The organism is Cellulophaga lytica DSM 7489 (genome assembly GCF_000190595.1).
In the GTDB taxonomy this organism is placed as follows: Bacteria; Bacteroidota; Bacteroidia; order Flavobacteriales; family Flavobacteriaceae; genus Cellulophaga; species Cellulophaga lytica.
In genome coordinates, this window is record NC_015167.1 from 533,539 (window position 1) to 548,833 (window position 15,295).

Annotated in this window: 17 protein-coding genes; 9 read left to right on the forward strand and 8 right to left on the reverse strand. The window is 30.3% G+C overall.

Annotation, left to right across the window (positions count from 1 at the left end; genetic code table 11):
* Nucleotides 1-199 precede the first annotated feature (199 nt).
* Nucleotides 200-1,210 carry a 3-oxoacyl-ACP synthase III family protein gene (locus tag CELLY_RS02470; RefSeq protein WP_013620074.1) on the reverse strand — a complete coding sequence of 337 codons (1,011 nt, stop codon included), beginning with the start codon at nucleotides 1,208-1,210 and terminating at the stop codon, nucleotides 200-202.
* Between the two features lie 240 nt (nucleotides 1,211-1,450).
* Between CELLY_RS02470 and htpG the strand changes: the two genes are divergently transcribed.
* Nucleotides 1,451-3,340, forward strand: a complete 1,890-nt coding sequence (gene htpG / locus CELLY_RS02475; RefSeq protein ID WP_013620075.1) for a molecular chaperone HtpG — start codon at nucleotides 1,451-1,453, stop codon at nucleotides 3,338-3,340.
* A 79-nt stretch (nucleotides 3,341-3,419) separates the two neighbouring features.
* Here the strand turns inward: htpG and CELLY_RS02480 are convergent, their stop codons facing one another.
* The 5 genes from CELLY_RS02480 to CELLY_RS02500 all read right to left on the reverse strand — a co-directional run bounded on the left by CELLY_RS02480 (nucleotide 3,420) and on the right by CELLY_RS02500 (nucleotide 6,707).
* Nucleotides 3,420-4,463 carry a hypothetical protein gene (locus CELLY_RS02480; RefSeq protein WP_013620076.1) on the reverse strand — a complete coding sequence of 348 codons (1,044 nt, stop codon included), beginning with the start codon at nucleotides 4,461-4,463 and terminating at the stop codon, nucleotides 3,420-3,422.
* Nucleotides 4,447-4,974, reverse strand: a complete 528-nt coding sequence (locus CELLY_RS02485; protein WP_013620077.1) for a hypothetical protein — start codon at nucleotides 4,972-4,974, stop codon at nucleotides 4,447-4,449. Before CELLY_RS02485 ends, CELLY_RS02480 begins: the two co-directional genes overlap by 17 nt.
* A gap of 5 nt (nucleotides 4,975-4,979) precedes the next feature.
* Entirely contained in the window at nucleotides 4,980-5,600 is a 621-nt protein-coding gene (locus CELLY_RS02490) for an RNA polymerase sigma factor (protein ID WP_244847034.1), read from the reverse strand.
* A 64-nt stretch (nucleotides 5,601-5,664) separates the two neighbouring features.
* Nucleotides 5,665-6,060 carry a hypothetical protein gene (locus CELLY_RS02495; protein WP_013620079.1) on the reverse strand — a complete coding sequence of 132 codons (396 nt, stop codon included), beginning with the start codon at nucleotides 6,058-6,060 and terminating at the stop codon, nucleotides 5,665-5,667.
* Nucleotides 6,057-6,707, reverse strand: a complete 651-nt coding sequence (locus tag CELLY_RS02500) for an RNA polymerase sigma factor (RefSeq protein ID WP_013620080.1) — start codon at nucleotides 6,705-6,707, stop codon at nucleotides 6,057-6,059. The genes CELLY_RS02495 and CELLY_RS02500 overlap by 4 nt, the downstream gene beginning before the upstream one ends.
* A gap of 64 nt (nucleotides 6,708-6,771) precedes the next feature.
* Here CELLY_RS02500 and CELLY_RS02505 point away from each other — a divergent pair, with 64 nt between their 5' ends.
* The 3 genes from CELLY_RS02505 (at nucleotide 6,772) to CELLY_RS02515 (ending at nucleotide 8,188) form a co-directional block, all read left to right on the forward strand.
* Nucleotides 6,772-7,116: a DUF6249 domain-containing protein gene (locus CELLY_RS02505; RefSeq protein WP_013620081.1), complete on the forward strand. Its 345-nt coding sequence runs from the start codon at nucleotides 6,772-6,774 to the stop codon at nucleotides 7,114-7,116.
* A gap of 75 nt (nucleotides 7,117-7,191) precedes the next feature.
* Nucleotides 7,192-7,824 carry an MOSC domain-containing protein gene (locus tag CELLY_RS02510; RefSeq protein WP_038504675.1) on the forward strand — a complete coding sequence of 211 codons (633 nt, stop codon included), beginning with the start codon at nucleotides 7,192-7,194 and terminating at the stop codon, nucleotides 7,822-7,824.
* Between the two features lie 4 nt (nucleotides 7,825-7,828).
* The gene (locus CELLY_RS02515) at nucleotides 7,829-8,188 is read left to right on the forward strand and encodes a DoxX family protein (RefSeq protein WP_013620083.1); all 360 of its coding nucleotides are present in this window, start codon (nucleotides 7,829-7,831) and stop codon (nucleotides 8,186-8,188) included.
* A 58-nt stretch (nucleotides 8,189-8,246) separates the two neighbouring features.
* On the opposite strand, the gene CELLY_RS16605 is transcribed toward CELLY_RS02515, so the two are convergent.
* Nucleotides 8,247-8,837 carry a hypothetical protein gene (locus CELLY_RS16605; protein ID WP_013620084.1) on the reverse strand — a complete coding sequence of 197 codons (591 nt, stop codon included), beginning with the start codon at nucleotides 8,835-8,837 and terminating at the stop codon, nucleotides 8,247-8,249.
* Nucleotides 8,838-9,077: 240 nt separating this feature from the next.
* On the opposite strand from CELLY_RS16605, the gene CELLY_RS02525 reads away from it, so the two are divergent.
* Nucleotides 9,078-9,950, forward strand: a complete 873-nt coding sequence (locus tag CELLY_RS02525) for an AraC family transcriptional regulator (protein ID WP_013620085.1) — start codon at nucleotides 9,078-9,080, stop codon at nucleotides 9,948-9,950.
* A gap of 231 nt (nucleotides 9,951-10,181) precedes the next feature.
* On the opposite strand, the gene CELLY_RS02530 is transcribed toward CELLY_RS02525, so the two are convergent.
* A complete protein-coding gene (locus tag CELLY_RS02530) occupies nucleotides 10,182-10,955 on the reverse strand; it encodes a S1/P1 nuclease (protein WP_013620086.1) in 774 nt (257 codons plus the stop codon).
* A 105-nt stretch (nucleotides 10,956-11,060) separates the two neighbouring features.
* On the opposite strand from CELLY_RS02530, the gene CELLY_RS02535 reads away from it, so the two are divergent.
* The 4 genes from CELLY_RS02535 to CELLY_RS02545 are packed head-to-tail and all read left to right on the forward strand — an operon-like array spanning nucleotide 11,061 to nucleotide 15,288.
* On the forward strand, nucleotides 11,061-13,307 hold the full coding sequence (locus tag CELLY_RS02535; RefSeq protein ID WP_013620087.1) for a transglycosylase domain-containing protein: 2,247 nt from the start codon (nucleotides 11,061-11,063) through the stop codon (nucleotides 13,305-13,307).
* A 45-nt stretch (nucleotides 13,308-13,352) separates the two neighbouring features.
* Entirely contained in the window at nucleotides 13,353-13,529 is a 177-nt protein-coding gene (locus CELLY_RS16850; protein ID WP_013620088.1) for a DUF4177 domain-containing protein, read from the forward strand.
* Nucleotides 13,526-14,464 carry an alpha/beta hydrolase gene (locus CELLY_RS02540; protein ID WP_013620089.1) on the forward strand — a complete coding sequence of 313 codons (939 nt, stop codon included), beginning with the start codon at nucleotides 13,526-13,528 and terminating at the stop codon, nucleotides 14,462-14,464. The genes CELLY_RS16850 and CELLY_RS02540 overlap by 4 nt, the downstream gene beginning before the upstream one ends.
* A gap of 23 nt (nucleotides 14,465-14,487) precedes the next feature.
* Entirely contained in the window at nucleotides 14,488-15,288 is an 801-nt protein-coding gene (locus CELLY_RS02545; protein ID WP_013620090.1) for a Cof-type HAD-IIB family hydrolase, read from the forward strand.
* Nucleotides 15,289-15,295: the final 7 nt, after the last annotated feature.

Genomic DNA, 15,295 nt, shown 5'->3' on the forward strand with positions numbered 1-15,295 from the left:
TGTTAACGATTGTAACTTTATTGTAAAATTTACGTCTTATAACTATATATAGTTATTTAAATAAAGACATTTTAAGATAAGGTCATTGATAACGCTGTATTTTTATAGTTAATGGTTAGTGTTTAGTATAGCCTATCGATGACAAAGAAGCCCAGAGTTCTGCTCTGGGCTTTATGTTTTTATATACTTAACGTAAATATTACCATTTTATAATAACACTACCCCAAGTAAAACCACTACCAAAGGCTGCCAACACAACTAAATCTCCCTTTTTAACTTTTCCTTGTTCCCAAGCTTCTGTTAATGCAATAGGTATAGATGCTGCTGTTGTGTTACCATATTTCATAATGTTATTAAAAACCTGATCATCATTTAGTTTAAACTTCTTTTGTATAAACTGTGATATTCTAAGGTTTGCTTGGTGTGGCACTAGCATATCAATATCAGAAACTTCTAAATTGTTTGCTTGTAAGCCCTCCATAATAACCTCACTAAAACGCACCACTGCATTTTTAAATACAAATTGTCCGTTCATATAAGGAAAATAAGACTCATCATTAGGGTCTGCTTCTTCAATAATATCTGTTACCCAACGTTTACCCATACCTGGCGCAATTAAAGATAACTCCTCTGCGTGTTGCCCTTCAGAATGTAAATGAGTAGATAATATACCTGTATCATTATCTTCTGCTCTACTTAATACTGCCGCACCAGCGCCATCACCAAAAATTACAGAAACACTTCTGCCACGTGTAGTCATATCTAAACCGTGTGAGTGTAACTCAGAACCAATAACAAGTACATTTTTATACATACCACTTTTTATATATTGGTCTGCTACAGATATACCATACACAAAACCAGAACACTGGTTTCTTACATCTAATGCTCCTACGGTTTTAATACCTAAATCTCTTTGCACTAAAACTCCTGGCCCAGGAAAATAGTAATCTGGACTTAGTGTTGCAAAAACTATAAAATCTATATCATCTTTATCTATACCTGCACGTTCTATAGCTATTTTAGCAGCCTTTACACCCATTGTTGTAGTTGTATCACCATCTCCTTTAACTACGTGTCTTCTTTCCTTTATACCAGTACGCTCTTGTATCCAAGCGTCATTAGTATCCATTACTTTTGATAAATCATCATTAGTAACTACATTTTCTGGTACATAATGGCCAAGGCCAATTATTTTTGAATTATACATAACTTTTACTTTAATATCTTAGTTTGGTTTGGGTAAAACCCAATTAAAAGCTGCAATATATAAATAATGATAATTTTTAATTGCAATAATTGAAGATAACCAAAAAATCTGATATTTTTTAATAGAGTGTCAGTTTGTCATATATAGCTTAATTGGTATTTTATTTGCCATACCCATATCAGAATAAAAAAATTAATAATCAGTTTTTCTAACTAAAGGAATACTAAATACAATTTAATTATGGCGACAGGTAAAATTAATGTATCAGTTGAGAATATTTTTCCGCTTATAAAGAAGTTTCTTTACAGTGATCATGAGATATTTTTACGAGAATTAATATCTAATGCTACAGATGCAACTTTAAAACTTAAACATTTAACTTCTATTGGTGAGGCTAAGGTAGAATACGGCAATCCGGTTATAGAAATTAAGGTTGATAAAGAAGGTAAAAAAATACATATTATAGACCAAGGTCTTGGTATGACAGCAGACGAGGTTGAAAAATACATTAACCAAGTTGCTTTTTCTGGAGCCGAAGAATTTTTAGACAAATACAAAGACTCTGCTAAGGACTCTGGTATTATTGGTCATTTTGGACTTGGATTTTACTCTGCTTTTATGGTTGCAGATAAAGTAGAAATTATTACTAAAAGCTTTAAAGATGAGCCAGCTGCACATTGGACTTGTGATGGTTCTCCTAATTTTACATTAGAAGAGGCAGACAAAACTGAACGTGGCACAGAAATTATTTTACACGTTGCAGATGACTCTACAGAGTTTTTAGAAGACAGTAAAATAAATGAGCTTTTAACAAAGTACAACAAGTTTATGCCTGTACCAATTAAGTTTGGTATGCGTACAGAAACGTTACCTAAGCCAGAAGACGCTAAGGAAGAAGACCCTGCACCAACACAGGAGGTAGACAATATTATAAACAACCCTAACCCAGCTTGGACAAAAGCTCCGGCAGATTTACAAGAAGAGGACTATAAAGGGTTTTACAGAGAGCTTTACCCAATGCAGTTTGAGGAGCCTTTGTTTCATATACACCTTAACGTAGATTACCCGTTTAACTTAACAGGTATTTTATATTTCCCTAAATTAACTAACGACTTAAACATACAAAAAGACCGTATACAACTATACCAAAACCAAGTTTTTGTTACAGACAACGTAGAAGGTATAGTACCAGAATTTTTAACTATGTTACGTGGTGTTATAGACTCACCAGACATACCGTTAAATGTTTCTAGATCTTATTTACAGGCTGATGGTGCTGTTAAAAAAATATCATCATACATTTCTAGAAAAGTAGCAGACAAACTATCATCTTTATTTAAAAATAATAGAGAAGATTTTGAAGCGAAATGGAATGACATTAAAATTGTTATTGAATACGGAATGCTTTCTGATGATAAATTCTTTGACAAGGCTGACAAATTTGCATTGTACCCAACAGTAGATGGCGCTTTTTACACGTTTGAAGAGTTACAAGAGAAAATAAAAGCTACACAAACTGATAAAGACAATAAACTTGTTCTTTTATACGCCTCTGATAAAGAAGCACAGCACAGTTATATTGAAGCTGCAAAAGCTAAAGGTTACGAGGTTTTATTACTAGATTCTCCTATTATTAGTCACTTAATGCAAAAATTAGAAACTTCTAAAGAGAATATTTCTTTTGCAAGAGTAGATGCAGATCATATAGATAATCTTATTAAGAAAGATGAAGAGCAAATCTCTAAACTATCTGAAGAAGAAAAAGAAACACTTAAAAAAGAGTTAGAAGAAACTATTACCAATAAAAGCTTTACTGTACAGTTAGAAGCTATGGATAGTAATGCTGCTCCTTTTACAATTACAGAGCCAGAGTTTATGCGTAGAATGAAAGAAATGCAACAAACCGGTGGCGGTGGTGGTATGTTTGGTATGGGTAATATGCCAGAAATGTATAACCTTATTGTAAACACAAATCATGCTTTGGTTTCTGAAATTTTAACTGCAGATGCACCAGAAACAAAAACACGTTTAATAAATCAATCTTTAGATTTAGCACGTTTATCTAAAGGCTTATTAAAAGGTGAAGAGCTTACAAACTTTATTAAAAGAAGCTACGAAATGGTAAAGTAATAAGTACCAATAGGCTTAAAAATAGAAAATCCGCATTAATTACTTAATGCGGATTTTTTTATACCAACTAAGCTCTTTCTTAATTATGGTAATAAATTAAACCATTAGCTACTTTTAAATTTATATTCGGGTCCTCTAACGTAAAGTTTGCTGCAGGATTTGAATCGTCCTTAACCTTAGATTTAAAAGCATTTATAAGATTATTATTCTCATTTTTACCGTATATGTTTAATTTGGAGTAATCTGAATCTAAATTAAAGCTCGCATTATTATTTAAATTGTAAAACCAAAAGACACCATTATAATCATTAATTTTTACATTCTCTTTTAGTTCTGCAATTTCCACTTTTGAAAAGTCATTTTCTATAGTTGCGTTTTTAATGCTCCCAATTAAAGCTTTATAAACATCATTAAAATAAAATTGAGCTCCTTCAATTTCTTCTGCATAAAAATAACCATCCTTTATATGAAATCTACTTTTGCTATTTGTTATTCTATCTAAAATTACACCGCCTCTTTTTATTTTTAGTTCAGTCTGGTTTTCTATTTTAGAAAAATTAATTTGACTACCAGAACCATTTACTTTTAAAATAACACCCTCAGGAACTTTAATTAGAAACTTAGGCTTTGCCCCCTTAGATTTTTCATATTTATACTTAGCTTTATTAGGCTTAGTTTTAATAGACCTTAAATATGGCTTATAACAAGCATGTATTTCATTAACAATAGAATCTTTTGTTTTTCTTATATTAATAGTATCCTTACTTCTTAAATTCAAGGCTCTATTAGTCATTGTTACAAATTCAAAAAAACGATATTTTAAATTTTTCCCTCTACTTGTTATTATCAGGTTACCACCTTCCTTCTCTGTTGTTACTTTAATAGTTTCTACATAATTTTGTATTTGCCTTTTTGAGTATTTAGTAAAAGAAACTGAGTAAATTACGTGTACTTTATCATCAATAGAGTTCTCTATTAAAACATCATCAGTAAACAAATTAACAGTTACATTACCCTCTTTATTTACTTCAAAATCCTTTTTATACACAACTACCTCTTGCGCACTAACTACTCCTGTTGTAATTAAAATTAATAATAGTAAAATTTTATATGGTTGTTTCATTTTGATCTTTTTTTGCGTTTAATATTTTTATATGTTCTTGTATATCTTTAAGCAAACTTAGACGCGTTTGCAGATTTCTAATTAAATCTTCTACCACAAAAAGATTGTTTTTATCGGCTTTAAATTCTTTAGAAATTTGCTTGTAATCCGCATCTAACTGTGTTAGCTTTTGTTTATACCTGCGTATTAGTTTTTCATCTGTGGCCACAGCTAAAAAATTCTTCCATTCTGTATCTATATTAGCTAAATACTCTGTTTCTACTTTTTTAAGTTCTTTTGTAATTTGTACTGCATTTACTTCTTCTTCATCATCTGTAGCATTTTGCTGCACAAACACAAATGCCAATCCTACAAGTAAAACAAATACTGCCGCAATCTTCATAAACCTATAATTATACTTTTTTGCAGATGGCATATTACCTAACTTCTCTAAAAACTCGTCTTTATGTGTTACTGGTAATTCTTTTTTAGGAAAATCATCTTCAGTAAAACTGTTTCTTAAATTTTTCATCTCCTTTATTTTTGTTGAATAATTTCTTTATTCGTTTTTACTTTGGTCTCATTTAACAATTCTTGCAACTGCAATCTTCCTCTACGCAAATGTGTTCTAGATGTTTTTATTGGCAACTGTAAAATTTGTGATATTTCTTCGTGATCATAACCCTCTATTAGGTACAATTGCACCACTAACTTGTATTTAACTGTTAATGACTCTATTGCTTTAAGCACGTCTTTTTTTGTTATTGCATCATTAAAATACCAATCAGATTCTTCTTCAAACTCATATTCAACATCATCTAAATCCTCAAAAATTAACTTTTGTTTTTTTAACACATCTAAGCATTGGTTAATTACAATTCGTTTTAACCAAACTCCTATTGTGTATGTTGACTCGTAATTATTAATTTTACCAAAAGCTTTTATAAAGCTCTCCTGCATTGCATCTTTTGCATCTTCTTTGTTTCTTAAATACCTACAAGCAATGGTAAACATTGCGTCACAATAATTTGTATACAACTGTAGCTGAGATTTTTTATCTCCTTTTTTACAGCCAGCAATTAATTGGTTTGTGGTTTGTTGCATAAATCTTTGTAAGTATTCTATCTTAAAAACGATTGCTTTTTTAAAGGGTTTCATTTTTAACAAAAAAACCATCACTAAATTTTAGTGATGGTTTAAAAATAAGTAAGTTTTAAGGTATTTATACCTGAAATTTATTTTTGTAATAATTTTTATAAATAGGCACCTGTATTAATGTCATTAACGCCAGAGCCACTATACCATATATTAAACTATTATTTAAATGTATATTTTTAAATAGTGATGTTAGAAAATTATAATTTTTATTTGGCAACCAACTTACGCTTTCCTCCGTTCCAAAAAATGATAAATACACGCATAAACCACCTACTATTACAAAAATAAGTGCCCAAACTGGTTTAGATATTAAAGTTTTATAAGTAGTGGCTGTAGACGTTTTTTCTACTACTACTTTAGCCATTACTAGTGATGTAAAATCTACAGATGGTTTTTCTTTTTCTAAAGACTGTATTGTTTTATCAATAAAATCATCTATATGTTTCTGCTCCTTATTCATATATTTATTATTTCTGGTGCAACCTTAGCTTCTATTATTGCTGCTAATTTTTTTCTACTTCTAAACAGTTTAACCTTTAAGTTATTTACAGATGTTGCAGTTATTTTTGCTATTTCTTTTAATGACATTTCATCAAAATAAAACAAGGTTAGTAAAGCTCTTTCATCTGCAGATAGTAATGCTATGCATTGCTGTATTGCAACTGTACGCTCTTTATTTTGCATTTGCTCTAAAGCATTGTCTATTGTATGTAAACTTCTTTCGGTTACATTTTCTATAGGCACAACCAAAGCATCTTTTTTTAATTTTTTAAGTTTATCTAAACTTGTATTGTAAACCACTTTATATAGCCAAGTAGAAAATTTAGAGTCGCCCTTAAACTTATTTAATTTTGCATATGCTTTTACAAATGCATCCTGTGCTACCTCCTCTGCCTCTTCATTATTACGCAACATTCTTACAGCCAAAGTAAAAACCATATCCTTGTACTTATTTACAAGAAATGTGTAAGCTTGCGGATCACCGTTTAGCACTTTAGCTATGTAATATTGGTCGTTTGCATTAGTCATTTGTAGGTTAGACGACCTGTTAATTGGTTTGGTTACCAAAGTAGCTAAAAAATATTTTTTTGATAAACTTGTAACCATATTTTAAAAACTATCGTCTTACCATAAGAACAAAATAAAATTAATCAATTTAAATTACATAATTATGGGACCAGAAGTACTAATTGTAGCATTAATATTTGCATCTATATTTGGCGTATTTTACTTATTTTTTTCTACACGTAACAAAGAGCGCTTGGCTTTAATAGAAAAAGGTTTAGATGCAGGCATATTTGTGAAGGGAAAACAAGACAAAGCAGCACCTATTTGGAAAATACTTACGTTAAATTTTTCTTTGCTAATAATAGGTATTGGCTTAGGAATTTTACTTGGTAATATTTTTATTAATATGGGCTTAGATGAAGCTGTTGCTGTTGGTACAACTTTTATTACTGCAGGTACGGCTTTATTAATTGGCTTTTTTATGGTAAAAAAAATGGATAAGGAATAGACTTTATTATACACCAATTATTACTGCCAAATAAAACCATTGTATTTATATGCAATGGTTTTTTATCTTTATAGGATGAAAGTAATAGCAACCAACCTTGGAAAACCAACCAAAATACAGTGGAATGGCAAGGAAGAAGTAACCGGAATTTACAAATACCCAACTACTGCACCTTTACTATTAACGAGTACAGATGTTGTTAACGACACTGTTATAGATCGTAAACACCACGGAGGTACAAACAAGGCTTGTTACCTATTTTCTGCAGATGTGTATGCATATTGGAAAAACCTTTACCCTACTTTGGAGTGGAACTGGGGAATGTTTGGAGAAAACCTTACTGTAGAAGGGTTAAATGAAGCTACAATTAGAATTGGTGATATTTACAAAATAGGAACCGCTATTGTGCAAGTATCACAACCAAGAGAACCTTGTTATAAGCTAGGTATACGTTTTGGAAACCAACAAATACTAAAACAATTTATAGACCATAACCGTCCTGGCACTTATGTTCGTATTTTACAAGAAGGAACAGTTAAAACAGGAGATATTTTTACATTGGTAGAACAGTCTAAAAATGAAATTACTGTACAAGATTTTTACAAGTTACTTTTTGCTAAAGAAAAAGATACCTACCTAGTAAAACTAGCAGTTAATAATACTGCATTACCAGAAAAAAAGAGAACACGCTTAGCTAAATACCTTTAAAATTATGATATATCCTTGGCACCTATACCTTATGGCTCTGCTGTATGTAATTGCAGGTATTATGCATTTTATAAAACCAAAAATATACACACGTATTATGCCCAGGTATTTACCTAAACATTTATTATTGGTACATATTAGTGGTATAGTAGAGGTTGTTGTTGGTGTAGGCTTACTTTACACACCTACTAAAAACTTAGCTATTTATACATTAATAGCAATGCTTATAGTTTTTTTACTGGTACATTTTTATATGCTTTCTAGTAAAAAAGCAGCCGCAGGTATACCACGGTATATTTTATTACTGCGTATACCTTTACAGTTTGCTTTAATGTATTGGGCCTATTATTACTTACAATTTTAAGCATAAAAAAAGGAGGCTAAATAGCCTCCTAAAACTCTCACAACAATACTTAATATAATTAGTTTAAGCTAACTAATTTGCTGTATCTATCTTTGTTTACTTCTACTACAAATCTAAATTCTTCTTCAGCAAAATTAGTAAATCTAAAAGCTTTTTCAACTCTTAATTTATTATCAAAATTCTCTGTGTAAACTTCGTTTCCTTCTAAATCATATACAGAAACTACAACTTTACCTTTCTTTTTATTTAAAAAGCTCATTACTACTAAATCACCTCTTTTCTGAAAAATTGGCTTAGTAACTTCTTTTTTCTCATCAACTATAACTTCTCCATTGTTAATGTGTATAGCGTAAGAAACTTTTTTTAACATATTTTCTACGTTTAAGTAGTAGTTTCCGTCTTCTAAACTCTCTACATTAAACTTTTTAGTGTAAACCGATCTATTTTGAATTTCTTCAGAATAAAATACTGAAGAATTCTGATCTACAAATTTTACAACTGTTTGTAGATTTCTAGCTTCAAACTTGAAGATTAAATCTTTTGAATTCTTTTTTGTCACCAATTCTAATGATGATTCTTCCATTGCAAAACCAGCAGTTGATACAAATAGAAACAGAACTAACGCGGAAATTTTAAAAATTGTTTTCATAGGTTTACTTTTTTAGGGTTATTCTTTTTGTTATGAATTGGTAATTAATTACACTGCAAATATATGTGGCATATTCTGTTTATTTTACCTCTATTTTTTCCAATATCTATGCTATATTAACCATAATAGTAAACAAACACTCTATTGACGTTAATTTAACATACAAAAAGGCCTAAATATTTAAAAAAAGGTGTTTTATAATGTATAGATATTATATTTTTGTATTCTAACTATTTAAAGATGACAAATCAAAAACCTATTTTTGAATCTATAGCTCCAGATTTTGGACATTCATTTACCTACCAAAAGTTTGATGAAGCCACTAATAATAAAAACAATACTTGGCATTATCATCCTGAAATAGAATTGGTTTATGTAAATGGTGGTTCTGGCAAAAGACAAATTGGAAGTCACATATCTTATTACACAGATGGAGATTTAATTTTAATTGATGGTAATTTACCACATTGTGGACTTACAGATGTGCTCACAAAAAACAAAAGTGAAACCGTAGTACAAATGTTACCCAACTTTTTAGGCGATAACTTTTTTAACTTACCCGAGCTTAGAAACATTAAATCTTTATTAGATACTTGTAAAGGTGGTATTGCTTTTCATGGCAATACTAAACTTAAAATTGGAGATAAAATTGAAGTATTAGAATACCAAACAGATTTTCAAAGATTAATATCTATACTAAACATATTAAATGAGTTGGGTAAATCTAAAGAGTATACTTTATTAAACGCAGAAGGTTTTGCTATGAAAACAGAAGTTAAAGATAACGACCGTATTAATGTTATTTTTAATTACGTTAAAGCAAACTTTAGAGAAGAAATTACATTAGACAGTATAGCGTCTTTGGTTAATATGACGGTACCATCATTTTGTAGGTATTTTAAGAAAATTACCAATAAAACATTTATACAGTTTACCAATGAGTATAGATTAGTACACGCTTCTAAATTACTAGCAGAACAAAAAATGAGTATTACAGAGGTTTGTTTTGAATGTGGTTTTAATAATTTTTCTCACTTTAATAAATCGTTTAAAAAATTTACCGGACAAAACCCATCAGAATACAGAAACGAACTAAAAACTATTGTTGCTTAAATTAGTTAGTTGTTTGTACCTTATTATATAGGGCACAAAAAAAATCGGTTTTAAATATATTTAAAACCGATTTTTTTTATTTGTTATCCTTATTAATGCAAGTTACATACTGTCTTTACTAAGTTTGGATGGCCTTACTAATGTCCTCATACACAACTACATTATACAAAATGCAACAGTTATGCCAAAATTTAAAAAAACACAGTTGTATTTACTAAATAATCGTTAAAACTATTTATAAATTTGGTTTAACACCTTAGCTAAGCGTAAACCTCCTTTTAATAATTGCTTGCGTAATGTACCCATATGTAGGTAACTGTATCTGTAACCTAGTTTTTCTCCTATTTCTGCAGACTTATACACTTCTTCTGCTAAATCTTGAGATTCCTCTATCCAATCATAAATAGTACCTTCTTTTATTTTAGCTTTTTCTTTTTTGTCTAATTTAGGTAAAGCGTTGGCTAGTTCTGTATAACTCATCCCGTAAGACTCTATCATGTCAGAATCCCAAACACGGTGTAAGTTAGACCCTCCATTAAACCAGCGTACTTGTATATCATTACCTCCTTTGTCTTCTGCGTGTCCTGCGTGTAAAGGTTGGTGCATATCTCCTACTAAATGTACTAACATTTTTAAATGAAAGGATTTATCTTTTTTAGAGCTTTTTTCATCTTTTAATACAGATACACATTTTTCTATACCTATCATTAAATCTCCTTCTTTTGGAGGCGTAATTTCTGTGTACTTTTTATCAGCAGGAAAATTTACATAATGCCAAGGAAAATAAGCTCTAAAATCACGATCAGATTTTATTTCATCTGCATAATTAGATACAAATGCTAAATCTTGCCCTTCTAATATTTTCTTTATTGCCTTTTTTGCTTTTCTACTAAGTTCTTTCTGTGCTACCTCACCAACAGTTCTGTGCCCTGTTTTACCCCAAAAAATGTTGTTAGCAAAGGAAACTTGTACTGCTAAAAAAAGTAAAATACTTATCTTTTTCATTCTAATAATATTTTTGGCTAAAATAGATAATGTAGCTTAAAGTAATGTTATTTTTTAGTTGGTTTTAATTTTTTAACTTATCCTTATACACAAAAACATTCTATTTTGATTTTAAAGAAAATAAAGAATCCATATTTAAGGTACACCACTATACTATTACTTGCTTTTACACTTATAATCTCATTATTTATTTTAAGTGTTTATGTAGGTGTATGGGGAAAAATACCTAGCAAAAAAGAACTAACAACATTAAAGTACCAACAAGCATCAGAAGTTTATTCTGCAGATAGTGTTTTAATTGGTAAATATTATTTACAAGATAGGCAACCCATACCTTATGCAAATTTCCCTAAACATTTAATAGATGCATTAGTGGCTATTGAAGATGAGCGTTTTTACAGTCATAGTGGCGTAGATTATAAAAGTATGCTTAGGGTTGCATTTAAAAGTATTTTATTGCAAGACAAATCTTCTGGTGGTGGAAGCACTATTAGCCAACAATTAGCAAAAAACTTATATCCAAGAACAAAACGTGGAAAGTTTAATTTAGCTATTGCTAAACTTAAAGAAATGTTTGTTGCCAGTAGGCTAGAAAGTATTTATAGTAAAGAAGAAATACTATATCATTATTTAAATCAGGTATCTTTTGGTGATAATACACACGGCATAGAAAGTGCTTCTTTAAAGTTTTTTAATAAACACGCTAAACAATTAACTATCCCCGAAGCTGCCACATTAGTAGGTATGCTAAAAGCTACATACGGCTATAACCCTAGAGTTTTTCCTAAAAAAAGTACCAATCGCAGAAATTTAGTAATGCAAGCGATGTACAAAAACGGGTATATAAATGAAAAACAAAAAGACACTCTACCTCAAACTCCTTTACAATTAAACTATAGAGACTTTAATTATAATGATGGTATTGCTCCCTATTTTAGAGAAGAGGTTAGAAAGCAACTTTTAAAATGGACTAAAGAAAAAAATGCAAAAGGTGAAGATTTAAATATTTATACCTCCGGATTAAAAATATACACCACTTTAAATTACCAAATGCAATTGTTAGCAGAAGAAGCTATGCAAGAGCATATGAAAAAATTACAATCAGATTTTGAAAAAAGTTATGGTAAAAATGCACCGTGGCTAACCAATAAAAGTATTATTAACAAAGCGGTAAAACAATCATTACCCTATAAAAAGCTAAAAGCACTAAACCTACCAGAAAAGCAAATACTAGATTCTTTAAACAAAAAAAAGAGAATGACTTTAGCTACTTGGGATAAAGACATTACAATACAAGCCAGTACAATAGATAGTATTAAGCATTACAGTAAGTTTTTAAATATTGGCTCTTTGGCTGTAGATCCAAAGAGCGGAGAAGTAAAAGTTTGGATTGGTGGTGTTAATTTTAAACACTTTAAGTACGACCATATATCGCAAAGTAAAAGGCAAGTTGGCTCTACTTTTAAACCAATTGTATACACCACTGCCTTAGAACAAGGCATTGGTCCGTGTACATATTTCTCTGCACAAGAGGTAGAATATAAAAATTTAAAACAATGGAGCCCGTCTAACTCTGGCTCTAAAGATGAAGCCTACCTTAATTACACAATGCAAGAAGCACTTAGTAAATCTGTAAACACTGTTGCTGTTAAAGTATTAGAGAAAGCAGGAATAAAAAATACTATTGAACAAGCTAAAAAAATGGGAATTTCTACAGACTTACCTAATGAGCCTTCTTTGGCTTTAGGTACTGCAGAGGTAAAAATTAACGAACTAGCAAAAGCATACACAACTTTTGTTAATAATGGCAAGCACAGCACTCCGTTTTTAATTAAGCAAATTGCAACCAGTAAAGACTCTATAATTGAAACTTTTAAACCACAAATTAGTAAAGAAGCCGCTTTTTCTAATGAAACTAATATGATTATGTTAGAGCTAATGAAAGCTACTATTAATACTGGCACAGCCTCAAGAATACGTAACAGCTACAAATTAACTAATGACATTGCAGGCAAAACAGGTACTACCCAAAACAATAAAGATGCTTGGTTTGTAGGCGTAACTCCTAAATTAGTAAGCGTTACTTGGGTTGGTTTAGACAATCATGAAATTGGATTTAAAAGCACAAGTTTAGGTCAGGGTGCAAATGCAGCATTACCTGCTTTTGCTTTGTTTCTTCAGAAAATGAATAAAGAAGCCGATTTTAATTACATTACAAAAGCCAAATTTAAAAAACCTACAGATGCAATTTTGCAAGATTTAGACTGTGAACCCATAAAAAAAGATGGCTTTTTAAAACGTTTATTTAAAAACCCTAATAAGAAAAAACGTAAAGAGTTTAAGCGTAGTTAGTCTCTTATTAATATATTTATAAAAACTATAAGGATTAAAACTAATATGAAAGAATATAAGATTGTTAGACAAAGAACTAAATTCCGTAATACAGATAGCGAATTTGAAAATGAATTAAATGCATTAGCTAAACAAGGTTGGATAGTAAAATCTTCTATTGTTATGAATAGCTCAAGTTTATTTAAGGTAATTTTAGAGCGCGATAAAAACAGGTCATTATGAAAAAACTACTAATACTATGTCTCGTATTCCCAATTCTAATTTTTGCTCAAGAAGTAAAAAAAGAAGAACTAGATTTAAAAAACGGAGACATTAGTTTACCTGGTACCTTAACAGTGGCCCAATCTAAAAATAAAACACCACTTGTAATTTTTATTCAAGGCTCTGGTAATGGTGACCGTAATGGTAACCAAGCCGGTACACTAATGCAAATTGGCTATATAAAAACCCTTAGAGATAGTTTAAATGCTAAAGGAATTTCATTTTATAGCTATGATAAAAGATCTGCAAATCTTAACAATTTAAAAAGTGTAAAAGATATTAGCTTTAAAGGTTTTGTTGCAGATGCAAACGTAGCTATAGATTATTTTAAAAACGACAAACGCTTTAGTGGCATTACTATAATTGGGCATAGCCAAGGTTCTTTGGTTGGTATGTTGGCCATTAATGCTCGTAATGATAAAGCTGTTACTTCTTATATTTCTTTAGCCGGACCAGGAAAAACTTTTGACAAAACAATTGTAGAACAATTAACAGCGCAAAACCCAAGTTTAGGCCAAGCCGCAAAAGAACAATTTGAAGAATTAGTACAGACAGATACTATTAAAGAGGTTAATCCGCTTTTAATGAGTGTTTTTCAACCAGTTTATCAAAAATTTATGAAAGAATGGGCTACAGAAAATCCTGCTTCTGAAATTAAAAAAATGAAGATTCCTGTTTTAATTTTAAATGGTGATGCAGATCTTCAAGTTAGTACAGACGATGCTCAATTATTAAAAAATGCCCAGCCAAAAGCTACTTTAAAAATAATTCCAAAAATGAATCATGTTTTAAAAGTTGTGAATTCTATAGTTGAAAACCAAGAAGCTTATACATCAAAAGACTATAAAATATCTAAAGAGCTTATTAATACTATAGATAAATTTGTATCTAACTAAAAAAAACTTGTGAACCTATAATAATGACTTATAAAATTTTGTGTTCTGATTTAGACGGAACCTTACTTACCACAAAAAATGATGTTTCTGAAGTAACCATATCAGAAATAAACAGAATAAAAAACCACCTTAAAATAATTTTAGTTTCTGCCAGAATGCCAAAGTCTATGCGCTACTTGCAAGAAAGATTAGGCATACAAAATTTACCTATTATTTGCTATAATGGTGCTTTAGTCTTAGATAATAACAAAGAGTTATTTTCTACTTTCATAAGCATTAAAAAATTGCAAACCATATACACTATTGCAGAAAAATACAACGTAAAAATGGGACTGTATTTTAATGATGAATGGTATGTACCACAAGACTCTGAGCGCGTTCAAAAAGAAATTCACCATACAAAAGCAGAGCCAATTTTTGAAGACACTAAAGTAACATTAGTAAATTGGGAAAAGAGAGGTGTTGGTGCCCATAAAATTATGCTAATGGGAACAAAAGAAACTACAGATGCTATTTTTACAGCCTTAACATCAGCATTAAGTGAACTTCTTCATTTTTACAGATCTAATGACACTTTAATAGAAGTTGCCCCTAAAACCATATCTAAATTATCTGCTATAGAATTACTACTGCAAAATGAAACTTTAGATGAGGTTATTGCATTTGGAGACAACTATAATGATATGGAAATGCTAACCCATGTTGGTTGTGGTGTAGCTGTAGAGAACGGAAGAACAGAAGTTAAGGCAATTGCAAACCACATAACTCTTAAAAATACAGAAAACGGAGTTGCGCATTTTATTAAGCAAAACATCATAATTTAAGTATATT